Origin of the sequence: Bartonella sp. CB10SXKL (assembly GCF_042195515.1) — a bacterium.
In the GTDB taxonomy this organism is placed as follows: domain Bacteria; phylum Pseudomonadota; class Alphaproteobacteria; order Rhizobiales; family Rhizobiaceae; genus Bartonella.
On sequence record NZ_JBHION010000014.1, the window covers coordinates 1 to 12,082 of the forward strand.

Sequence of the window (12,082 nt, forward strand, 5' to 3'; positions counted from 1 at the left end):
GAGGATTTAGAAGCATTCAAAACATTATTAGAGATGATTAGCGAAGCGCAAAGAAAAGAAAATGCTACTGTTGTAGAGAAATGTTAGAAAATCCTATTCCCTAACTTTTATTTACGCGTCCCGTACTTTAAAAAAGATATATAAAATCAATTATCTATATAGATAAAAAGAGGTCTTGTTATTTCTAGCAAATAAGAATAGTATTAATCAGTTAGTTTTTATAAACTTTAAAACATTGCGACAAAAAGAAAAAGTTTGACTCAGTCGATGGAGAATTGCGCTTTTCTCATATTCTAGAGGACGAACCTGAAGTGCTACGCTGGACATGAAACCATGTCCCAGTTTTCTTATAATAGACTACCAAGAAGGCCATACTTACGAACCATATTTTATTGTTGAAACAGAAAAAGTTCCATATTTGTGCGAGATAAAGCGTGATGTCTCTCTTTATTCGTTGAGATATAACATATTTGTAGCATGAAGAGTAAATTTATTAAAATCATGATAAGAGGGAAATAGGAACCTTATAGGTGTATCATCATAGGATTAAGTCGTTTTGTTGAGAGCTATTTCTATTTTTGCCAAAAGGTTTTTGATATATTTATTATTATTTCGTAATAGTGGATGTACTTTATTTTTTATGTGCAAGAAAGCTGATTGATTGTGTAAAATAGCGTTCAAAAATTACATTATTCTTATCCTGTTAAGGACATTTTTTCTAGTGAGGGTTTTGCAATTGCAATGCTCTTTTTCTCATTCTAAATTTTGGTTAGAAAAAGCGTATAGAGGTGTTATTTTAAATTTAAGATATGCATCTTCCATTGTTGGTGTTACTGTTGTAAAAAATGATATTTTATTTGATACGCATAAAGTGTTACCAAGAAGATCGATGTATAGATAAAATTTAGATTGTTACAATAGCTTGAAAAAGCAATGGGTAAATAATTGATAATTGTGCTACGAAAGTTGTTAGATGGGCGTGTATCAGCAATTCTTAATAAAAAATTTTTTCTTGATAGTCGTTTTTTTTCAAAATACTGCTCTTTTTATGCAAAACTTATGTTGGTAAGCTATGCAGTTTTCACGGGAACAGGATAATGCATTGAAGGCTGTTGCCGCGTGGTTGAAGGAAGGGCGTTCTCCTCTTTTTCGCCTTTTTGGCTATGCGGGGACGGGTAAGACGACGCTTGCGCGCTATTTTGCAGAAACAGTTGATGGTTCTGTTCAGTTTGCTGCTTTTACAGGGAAGGCGGCGCAGGTTTTACGTTCTAAAGGTGCAAGCAATGCTTGTACGATTCATTCGCTGATTTATTGTCCACGTGGTGAAGAGGAAGTTTCCGATGAAATAACAGGAAAAAAGTCTATCGCTCCAACATTTACATTAAATCGAAGAAGTGCTGCTGCACAAGCTAAACTCATTATTGTTGATGAGTGTTCGATGGTCGATGAAAAATTGGCGCGTGATTTAATGAGTTTTCGGACGCCAATTCTTGTTCTTGGTGATCCAGGCCAATTGCCTCCTATATCAGGTGGAGGATTTTTTTCCAGTGGAGAACCAGATTTTCTTCTTTCAGAAATTCATCGGCAAGCGCGAGATAATCCGATTATACGTCTTGCTATGGACGTGCGTGAAGGACGCGATATTGCTTATGGTGACTATGGAGAAGCTTGTGTTGTTACACGTAAAGAGGTCAATCAACAATTGGTTTTGGATGCTGATCAGGTATTGGTGGGGGTTAATCGTACGCGCTACCTTTATAATCAGCGTTTGCGTGTGTTAAAAGAATTTACAGCAGATTATCCGCAAGCAGGAGATAAGCTGGTGTGTTTGCGAAATGATCCTATTAAAGGTTTGTTGAATGGCTCTTTATGGAAGGTGATGACTTCACAGAAGGAGACAGTTAAACCGAGTATTAATCTTCTTGTTAAACCAGAAGAAAGTGAGCGTGGGGTAGCAAAGATTAAACTTTTAAAAGCAGCGTTTGAAAACCCTGATCAAGAAATTTCATGGCAATTAAAAAAGCGATATGATGATTTTGATTATGGGTATGCATTAACGGTTCATAAGGCGCAAGGTTCTCAATGGAATAATGTCGTTTTGTTTGATGAAAGTTTTGCATTTCGTGATATGTATGCGCGCTGGCTTTATACGGGAATTACGCGCGCAGCAGAACGTTTAATGATTGTTCGATAGAAAAAAATATGTATATCATCTAAGTTTCAGATGGAAAATGCCTTTTTTCTATCTTGTTACACACTATAAAAAAATGGAAATGGGCATGGTGGTAAAACTTTCGGTTAATCTTAATGCTGTTGCTGTTTTGCGTAATCGACGTAATCTTCCGTGGCCAAGTATAACGAATATTGGGCATATAGCGCTTGCTGCTGGAGCAGCAGGTTTGACGGTTCATCCACGCCCTGATGAAAGGCATATTCGTTTTGCGGATTTGCCAGATATATACTGTTTAATCAAGAACGCTTTTCCTACAGCTGAGTTTAATATTGAAGGTTATCCCAGTGATCAATTTTTAGATATCGCTGAAAACTACGCGGATCAGATTACCCTTGTTCCTGATGATCCAGATCAGTCAACGTCTGATCATGGTTGGAATTTTGCTCATGATGCAGAATTTTTAGCACCTATTATTCAGAATTTAAAAAAAAGAAAGATTCGTGTATCCCTTTTTGCTAACCCTACTGTCGATGGTCTTGATATTGCTAAAGCAATGGGTGCTGATCGTGTGGAATTTTACACGGGACCTTACGGTGGTGCATTTCAGGACAAAATAAAACAAGTTCAAGAGCTCAATAAACTTGTTTTAGCAGCAAGAAGAGCAAAAGAGTTGCAGTTAGGTATGAATGCAGGGCATGATCTGACAATTATGAATCTTCCTGCTCTTGTCAAAAAGATTCCTTGGCTTGATGAAGTTTCTATTGGCCATGGGCTTATTGCTGATGCGTTGGAGTATGGAATGCATGAGACTGTTCAGCGTTTTATCCGATTATTATCGTAATCTTTTTTTCTCTATAAAAATTGGAAGAGAAATTTTTATAGAGGTTTGTCAATTTATCTTAAAAAACAATTTTATACATGTTGAGATAAGTAGCACTATTAGCATACATTATAAAATATTCTATTTTCCTCTGTTTATTGGTAGCTTTCTATTTTTTGTGTTTTTTAGGGTATGAAATGCTTTTTGATATACCATCCATTATGAGGAAATTTTACCAAATCTACTTACTATAATTTCTTTGAAGGGAGAAGAAATAGGGTTTTGAAAGTATTTCCATTATAAAGGAGTGCGTAGGATTTTAATGGATCAATACACAAATTTTCTTGATATTTGAGCTCATTTTCGGGTTATCTGTAAATAGTATAACGTAAAATCTCCTTATGAGTAAGCTTAATGCAATAGGAGCTGTTAAATAGAATGATGATGTCGACTTGTAGCTTTATGAAGTAAAGAGAGTGGTGTGCAATAAATCTTAGACTATTATAGGGGATTCTTGAAAAGGGCTCGAGCATATTAAAATTTTTTTATAAGGCGCCATAAATGGATAACATAATGGCCGTATGGGGGTGTTCTTTTTTGCGTGAGAAGCGTGGATATTAAAGAACGTAAAAAGTAAAAACATCCTCTCTATTATTCTAAAGATATTGTTGTATATGCTTTTGAAGGTTGTATTAAAACAATACTTGTTATTTTGTAATTTTTCTTGCTATCCATATTGATTTGGTTCATGTTAAAAATTGTATGTTGTATCTTAATTTTTAGAATATAGCGTTTTGTTGCACGATAGAAGAGTAGAATATTAGCTAAATTTTCTTTAGAAATCTTATTTTGTGTAATTATTATTTTTGTAGAATAGCAGTTGAAGTTATTTGGGGATCTGTATATGTTTTAGGAATGTTTGGGGATTACAGTTTTTTCTATGCAATATGTAAACTTTAAAATTATTCAATTGCTGTGTTTTTATAAGCGGTGTTTTTTGTCTTTATAAGTGTGTGATGCACTAAAGATAATGTTTCTTATTTAATAAAAATAATCTGAAATCCAGTTTAAATAGAGAAAGAAGGAATTTTTTTATGCGTGTTTATTATGATCGTGATGCGGATGTTAATCTCATTAAAGGGAAAAAAGTAGCCATTGTTGGTTATGGTTCTCAAGGGCGTGCGCACGCTTTAAACTTGAAAGATTCCGGTGTTAAAAATGTGCAAATAGCTTTGCGTTCAGGGTCGGAAACAGTTAAAAAGGCTATGGCCGATGGTTTTGAAGTGGTGAGTGTTGCTGAAGCAGCAAAATGGGCAGATCTCATCATGATGGCAACACCAGATGAATTGCAAGCTGATATTTATAAGGAACATATTCATGATCATTTACGCGACGGGGCAGCAATTGCTTTTGCTCATGGTTTAAGTATTCATTTTGGCTTGATTGAACCTAAAAAAAACGTTGATATTGTGATGATTGCTCCTAAAGGTCCAGGTCATACAGTTCGTAATGAATACCAACGGGGTTGTGGTGTTCCTTGTTTAATAGCGGTGGCGCAAGATGCTTCAGGGCATGCACATAATGTAGCATTGTCTTATGCATGTGGACTTGGTGGTGGACGTGCTGGGGTGATTGAAACAACATTTAAAGAAGAGTGCGAAACTGATCTTTTTGGTGAACAAGCGGTTCTTTGTGGTGGTCTTGTTGAATTGATTCGAGCAGGTTATGAAACACTAACGGAAGCAGGTTATGCACCGGAAATGGCTTATTTTGAGTGTTTGCATGAGGTTAAACTGATTGTTGATCTCATGTATGAAGGGGGCATTGCAAATATGAATTATTCGATTTCTAATACAGCTGAATGGGGTGAATATATGTCTGGTCCACGTGTGATTACGGAGAAAACCAGAGCAGAAATGAAACGTATATTGAAAGATATTCAAACGGGTAAATTTACATCGAATTGGATTCAAGAATATAAAGCTGGTGCTGCTCATTTTAAAAGTATGCGGCGTTTAAATGATAATCATCCTATTGAAGAAGTTGGTAAAAAACTTCGTTCTATGATGCCTTGGATAAAATCGAATGCTTTGGTTGATAAAGAGCGTAATTGAAGATTCTACAGAGATATTTTGTCAATAGCTTTTATAATTTTATAGATAAATATCAAAAAAGGGTAACTTTAGTTACCCTTTTTTATATGTTTTTTGTAATATAAGCTTTATTTTTTAATTTTTTGCATAATTCTTTTTCCCAAAAAGAAAGTATACAATTCCTAAAAATATGAACCATGCTGGAGTGTATTTTAAAGCTATGGCAGTGTCAGCTTCTAATGACAGTAAATAGATAATGAATGCAAAGAAAACAAGAAGCGCCCAACACATAACAACACCTCCTGGCATTTTATAAGGAGAGACAGTATGCTGGAGAGGACGATTGCGGCGATAGATGATATAGCTGATCAAAATGATAGACCATACAAATATAAACAAAGTTGCGGCAATTGTCGTAACAATTGTAAAAGCAGCTATGAGTGTTTGAGATAACGATACAACGGCATAACCAAATAAGATGCATATACATGAAAAGAATAATGCGTTGGCTGGAACGTGGTTACGAGAAAGTTTTCCTAAAAATTTAGGAGCACCTTTTTGTGTTGCTAGCCCATATATCATACGGCTGGTAGAAAAAATTCCACTATTTGCTGAAGATGCGGCAGCTGTGAGGACAACAAAGTTCATCAAACCTGCAGCAGTTGGAATACCAATAAGTGCATACATTGTTACAAATGGGCTTTTTTCTGGACTGATTTGATCCCACGGCGTTACAGACATAATCACAAGAAGAGAGAATATATAAAAGAATACAATGCGGATTGGTATTGAATTAACAGCCTGTGGTAAAGCTTTTTGAGGCTCTTTTACTTCAGCAGCAGCTGTTCCAGCGAGTTCAATGCCAACAAAAGCAAAAATAACAATTTGAAATCCAGCAAAAAAGCCTGTAATTCCTCGCGGAAAAATATTCCCACCGTTCCATATATGGCTAAGAGAAGCAACCGTACCGTTTGGAGAGACAAAACCGGTAAAGATCATATAAAATCCTACAACGATTAGGACTAGAATTGCTACGATTTTGATAAAACCAAACCAAAACTCAAGTTCGCCAAATAGTTTTACGGCGACGAGGTTAAGAATTAAAAAGGACATAAGACCAATTATAACAGGAATCCACGGATTGAGCTCAGGCCACCAAAAGTGTGTGTAAGTGACAATAGCAATAATTTCAGCAGTTCCAGTGACAATCCAACACAACCAATATGTCCAGCCGATAAAGAATCCGGCACATGGCCCTAGAAGATCGGTTGAGAAGTCAATAAAAGATCGGTATTGTGTATTAGAAAGCAATAACTCTCCCATAGCACGCATGACAAAGTATAGAGCACAACCAATAATTGCATAAACGAGTAGAATTGAGGGGCCTGCTACACTGATTGTTTTTCCTGATCCCATGAAGAGACCTGTTCCAATCGCTCCACCAAGGGCTATAAGTTGTATGTGTCGGTTATGTAGTCCACGTTGCAATTTCTTCTTAGGTTTTTTTTCTAAATTTTGTTTGTTCATTTTTGGGGAGTTCTCCTTAGTTATTTTTAAATAAAAATTACCCTAAAAAAGGTAATTCCTTCTATCGGAACACGCTATGGTTAAGGAGTAAAGGAATTTTTTTCTATGACTATATGTGAATAAAGCAAAAACATTATTAACTAATGGAATAATTATTTTATATATAAGAAACAAAAGATAAATTGTATTATATTTTTTTGATTTTTTATGTTTTATACATAAGTTATATATAATATATAATATATAATATAATTTATATTATATATTATTATTATTTGTATATAAATAATAATTTATATTTATTTATAGTAATTTATTATATAAATATATTTATATTTAAAATTATTTATTAATGTAGATTTTTATATATAGAAAAATATAAATAAAATTGTAAATTTATTAAATATAAAACTTTGTATATAAAGAAAATAAGTTTAAGTTGTTAAACTATTATTTAAAACATGAAAAAACATATTTAAAATTTATCTTTAAGTATTTATATTTAAAATTTATTACAAATAGAAAAATATTTTCATAGAATCTTTTTTTATTGCAGATAGCTATTAAGATATATTCTGTTTAGAGCTATATTTTTAATTTTGATAAAAAATTGAATATAAATTTTTTTGGGGGGGGGGAAGTTTTAGATAAAATCTCATGTTTTATTAGTAAACAATGTCAGTGAAGTTTATAGAGAATTCTTTACAGAATAGCTCGTTCTTATCCTATTATACAGTAAAGTACTGTTGTGTAGAGTAGTGATATAAAGCATATAACATTTTACACATTAAGTATTTTTAGAATGGGTGGTGAGTGTTCAGGGCAGGGCTAGCCCATAGAGCCTTATGTAGGTGAACCATATAAATGATCAGCAGCATTCCCCCTTAATAAGCCGGATTGTTTACAAACCGGTGCCGGTAGGAATCGTCGTTTTTTGATGTTTGGGGAGGAGGTTAAGTAGAAAAAGGGTAACTAAAATTACCCTTTTTTGAGATGTTTTTATGTATAGACTTTATTTGTTACCTTGAGTTATTTTTTTCTTTACAAACATAAAATACATTATACCCAAGAAAACAAACCAGAATATACTATATTTTAAGGCTAGTAGAGTATCAGCTTCTAATGTCAACAAATAGAGCATGAAAACAAAGAAAACTAAAATTATCCCACACATGACAACACCTCCTGGCATTTTATAAATGGATTCAGCGTGTAGATGAGGGCGATTGCGACGATACACAATATAGCTAACCAAAATTACAGACCATACGAATAAAAATGCAATAGCTGAAATGCTTGTCACAATTGTAAAAGCACTTATGAGGCTTGGAGAGAGTGAGGCAATTGTATACCCTATTAAAATACATAAACAGGAAAAGAATAGAGCATTGGCTGGAACATGGTATCTGGAAAGTTTACCTAAAATTGGAGGGGCACCTTTTTGTGTTGCAAGCCCATATATCATACGGCTGGTAGAAAAAATACCACTATTTGCTGAAGAGGCAGCTGAGGTGATAACGACAAAGTTTACCAAGCCAGCAGCTATCGGAATGCCTGCAAGCCAAAACATCGAGACAAAGGGGCTTTTATCTGGAACAATTTGATCCCAAGGTGTGACAGACATAATTACAGCGAGAGAAAAAATGTAAAAGAGTACAATACGGACCGGTATTGCATTAATTGCTTTGGGGAGAACTTTTTTAGGTTCTTTTACTTCAGCAGCGGTTGTTCCAGCAATTTCTATACCAACAAAAGAAAAAATGGCAATTTGAAATCCAGCAAAAAAACCTGTCATTCCTCGCGGAAAGATATTGCCATCGTTCCATACGTGATTGAGAGAAGCAACCGTACCATTGGGAGAGGTAAAGCCCGTAACGATCATATAAAATCCCACAACAATTAATGCTAAAATTGCGACGACTTTGATAAGACCAAACCAGAATTCAAGTTCACCGAATAGTTTCACGGCAAAGAGGTTAAAGATTAAAAAGACACTAATGCAGGTAAAAACGGTAAACCATGGATTGAGTGTTGGCCACCAAAAGTTCATATAAGTGATGATGGCAATAATGTCAGCAGCTCCAGTTACAACCCAGCTCAACCAATAGCTCCAGCCAACAAAGAAAGCTATTCCCGGTCCTAGCATATCGGTTGAAAAATCAATAAGAGATCGGTATTGTGAATTAGAAAGCAACAATTCTCCCATAGCACGCATGACAAAGTATAGAGCAAAACCGATAATAGCATAAACGAGTATGATGGAAGGACCTGCTACACTAATTGTTTTTCCTGCCCCCATGAAGAGACCTGTTCCAATAGCACCACCAATGGCTATAAGTTGTACATGTCGGTTGTGTAGTCCACGCTGCAACTTATTCTGAGAATTATCTTTTAAATTTTGTTTGTAGCTCATTTTTTGGGGGTTCCCTTTAATTATTTTGAGATTAAATTACACTAAAAAAGCATTATTTCGTATCGAAGCATGATATAAATGAGGTGTAAAGGAAAAAAACGTTTTTTATGATTTTGTGTGGATAAAGAAAAGAATATACTTTTGAAAAAAGAGAATGTTGTCCTCTTAAATAACGTAACAGATATTTGAATAGGGAGCTTTTTATTGTTATGAATAACAAATAAATTGTTCATTAAAAGACGTGGGGCTTTTAAAATTATTTCAGAAAGTTGTCAGGAGTTTTTATAATTTTTTGAAACTTATTATTTGTAATCAGTGCATTATTTATTATTATTCATAATGGTGAGAGTTTTACTATTTTGCTCAAATAGCACTCGAGAGTTCTCATCTTAGTTTAAGAAACAATTTTTAATGGAAAATTAAAATGATTTTTAAAATCATTTTTTTGTTTGTATGGTGCTATCATAAATCAAAAAGTTACTTTTGTTTCATAAACGAAAAGAGGAATATCATAGCTTATTTTTTAAAAGTGATGAATAAGGATTTTGTTTAGATATTGGTAACATTTTATAAAATGTTACGAGAAACTCACATTGTTTACACAAACGTCCTTGAGAGTATGATAAAGAAATGCAACGTAATTCAGTTATATAAAGAAAAAAAGAACTGGGGATTGTATAAGCTCTGTTAGAGATTGAGCTATTCATAGTGAGAGACAGAATCAGGAAAAGATTGCTCTATTAACTTTACAATTTGTTATCAAAAGATAAAACTATCCAAAGAAAATGAAAAAAGAAAACAGAGATAAAACTGTTCCTGTCGCAATGTTAATCGAGCCTTTTACCCGCTGCTTTTTTAAGGCGGTACTGGCAAATGATATAAAAATGGTCATTAAAGTAAACCATGCAAAGATGTTGAAAGAATGTATGGTTACAAGTTCAAAGCCTTTTTTTATGCCACCGCCAGAAGCTAAGAATTTTGGAAAAGCTGCTATGTAAAATATAGATACTTTGGGGTTTAGTATTTGTGTCAGAAAACCGTCCATATAGCTGGTTAAAAGCTTTGTTTCACTCGTAGCATGCTTTTCATTCGTTGAACTTCTTTCTTTTGAATTTAAGCTGTGTATTCCAGATTTAATTGATTTAAAGCCCATGTATAATAAATAGCTGCCACCCATGAGTTTTACTAAAAAAACAGCGTTTTGTTGTTGAGAATGAGCGCTGATACACCTAGGTGTGGAAAATGCCCCATGCACATATGTTGCTGTACACAATCCTAAAACGTTTACAAATGCGTTCTTTCTTCCCAATCTCGTTGCCTTATCGATGATAAGGGCCATATTTGGTCCCGGTGAGGTGACTAAAAAAATGAAACAATGAAAAAGGTCAGTATTTGATGATTCATTTTACTTTTAGCTCTGAAATTAATTGATTTTCGAGATACAATTCTATTCTGTCAAACTGAGAAAGTTTTCCTACACCCTGTGGAGTGCCTGTGTATATGAGATCACCACGTCTTAGCTGAATGTAGTGACTTAAAAATGAGATTATCTTCTCAAAGTTAAAGATCATATTTTTCGTATTGCCAACTTGTCTTGTTTCGCCATTTAACTTCATTGCAAAGGTTATTGGGTTGTTTATTTTTTCCTTGTTTATGAAGTCAGAGACGTATGCGGCGCCTTTAAATCCTTTCGATAAAAGCCAAGGAAGTTTTTTTTCTTTCAGTTTTGTTTGCAAATCCCGCGCTGTGAGATCAAGACCTATTGCTACGGCATCATAGCATTCTTCTGCTTCTTCCTCCATGATCATGAAAGCGTCCTTTGAGATTTTGAGCACAATTTCAGTTTCAAAATGTATTTCTTTGGAAAAATCAGGGAGATAAATTTCATTGCCTAAAACGAGTGAACTTTTTGGCTTGCTAAAGATAACAGGTTCATCTTCAACAACATTACCTAGTTCATGAACATGTTCAACATAATTGCGTCCAACACAGTAAATGTCATTTATCATAGGGCGCCCTCCAAATTTTTCATTTTCTCTTTGTATAGGCAAGAGAGAACTTTGCAAACAACATTTTTTCTTATATCGCGTTGTGCGGTTTCTGAAAAAGAAGCATTGTGTGGGTTGATGACTAACCATGATGACAGTTCTTCGCATTGGCTCTCTTTTGAAGAGTGCCCAATCTTATAGTCTTTGAGATTATTTTAATTTTGATTGCCAATTTCCTGAAATGATTTTATTACTTAAAGAATGATTTTGGTCGTCTACGCAGCGATCAGTAGGGTCTGAAAGCCCTACAGTTCGATCATAAATGAGCCCACTCTGTGGGTGTCTCGGAATTATGGGGTATTTTTTTATGTTTAGGTGCGATGAGCACTAAAAGCAAAAAATCTGACTCGAACTCAGTACTTTCAGGCTCTCGGAATACTAATGCGAGGGTGCTCGCACCCAGCAGGGGGAGCTTAAGAGTGAAAAGAAAAAGCTACATTTTAACGACATTTCTATAGGCAAAAAATTCGCTTTCAAAGAACAATGCTGGGAATGTCGCAAAAGCAATTAGGGCACCAATTAGGGGTAACTTTTCAACAAATCCAAAAGTATGAGAAAGTCTCTAAGGGTTTAAAAGAAGCAGACCGTGGCAAACTTATTGTGGCATGTGGAACGGAGAAGATTTTTACCATCTTTAAGATAGCAGAACAAATAACTAGAACTGGCAAGCGTATTTTGTTTCTCGTGCCTTCCCTAGCTTTGATGTCATAAACAATAAGAGAATGGACACGCTATACAGAAGTGCCGTTTCGTTCCTTTGCGGTGTATTTTGATACATAAGTTGGCAAGCGTCGAAAAACAAAGATGCTGTTGTCGAACTTGATGTTTCAGATCTTGCTCTATCAGCTACCAACTGATGTTCAAAAGCTTTGAAAAAAACAAATAAAGTCTTAGCGACTGCAATGACCGTGGTGTTTGCTACTTACTAATTAATCCAAGTGATTGCGGATGCGCAAAAGAAATACGGTTTACCAGAATTTGATCTGATCATTTGTGAAGCAGTACAGG

7 protein-coding genes and 1 pseudogene are annotated in these 12,082 nt (G+C 34.6%); 4 read left to right on the top strand and 4 right to left on the bottom strand.

Annotation, left to right across the window (positions count from 1 at the left end; translation table 11 throughout):
• The first annotated feature begins 1,072 nt into the window (after positions 1-1,072).
• From ACFIK3_RS07650 to ilvC, 3 genes are all read left to right on the top strand, one after another.
• Positions 1,073-2,194 carry an ATP-dependent RecD-like DNA helicase gene (locus ACFIK3_RS07650; RefSeq protein WP_273790749.1) on the top strand — a complete coding sequence of 374 codons (1,122 nt, stop codon included), beginning with the start codon at positions 1,073-1,075 and terminating at the stop codon, positions 2,192-2,194.
• Between the two features lie 85 nt (positions 2,195-2,279).
• A complete protein-coding gene (locus ACFIK3_RS07655; protein WP_375676496.1) occupies positions 2,280-3,014 on the top strand; it encodes a pyridoxine 5'-phosphate synthase in 735 nt (244 codons plus the stop codon).
• A gap of 1,073 nt (positions 3,015-4,087) precedes the next feature.
• Entirely contained in the window at positions 4,088-5,107 is a 1,020-nt protein-coding gene (gene ilvC / locus ACFIK3_RS07660) for a ketol-acid reductoisomerase (RefSeq protein ID WP_273790747.1), read from the top strand.
• 114 nt (positions 5,108-5,221) lie between these two features.
• On the opposite strand, the gene ACFIK3_RS07665 is transcribed toward ilvC, so the two are convergent.
• From ACFIK3_RS07665 to ACFIK3_RS07680, 4 genes are all read right to left on the bottom strand, one after another.
• Positions 5,222-6,613: an amino acid permease gene (locus tag ACFIK3_RS07665; RefSeq protein WP_273790746.1), complete on the bottom strand. Its 1,392-nt coding sequence runs from the start codon at positions 6,611-6,613 to the stop codon at positions 5,222-5,224.
• 1,012 nt (positions 6,614-7,625) lie between these two features.
• Positions 7,626-9,026 (bottom strand): amino acid permease, encoded by a 1,401-nt coding sequence (locus ACFIK3_RS07670; protein ID WP_375637781.1) that lies wholly within the window; start codon positions 9,024-9,026, stop codon positions 7,626-7,628.
• Positions 9,027-9,798: 772 nt separating this feature from the next.
• Positions 9,799-10,365: a LysE family translocator gene (locus ACFIK3_RS07675; protein ID WP_375676497.1), complete on the bottom strand. Its 567-nt coding sequence runs from the start codon at positions 10,363-10,365 to the stop codon at positions 9,799-9,801.
• 61 nt (positions 10,366-10,426) lie between these two features.
• Complete coding sequence (locus ACFIK3_RS07680; RefSeq protein WP_375668041.1) at positions 10,427-11,035, bottom strand: fumarylacetoacetate hydrolase family protein; 609 nt, start codon at positions 11,033-11,035, stop codon at positions 10,427-10,429.
• A gap of 576 nt (positions 11,036-11,611) precedes the next feature.
• Here ACFIK3_RS07680 and ACFIK3_RS07685 point away from each other — a divergent pair.
• A pseudogene (locus ACFIK3_RS07685) lies at positions 11,612-12,072 on the top strand (DEAD/DEAH box helicase family protein); the annotation flags it as partial.
• Between the last annotated feature and the right edge of the window lie 10 nt (positions 12,073-12,082).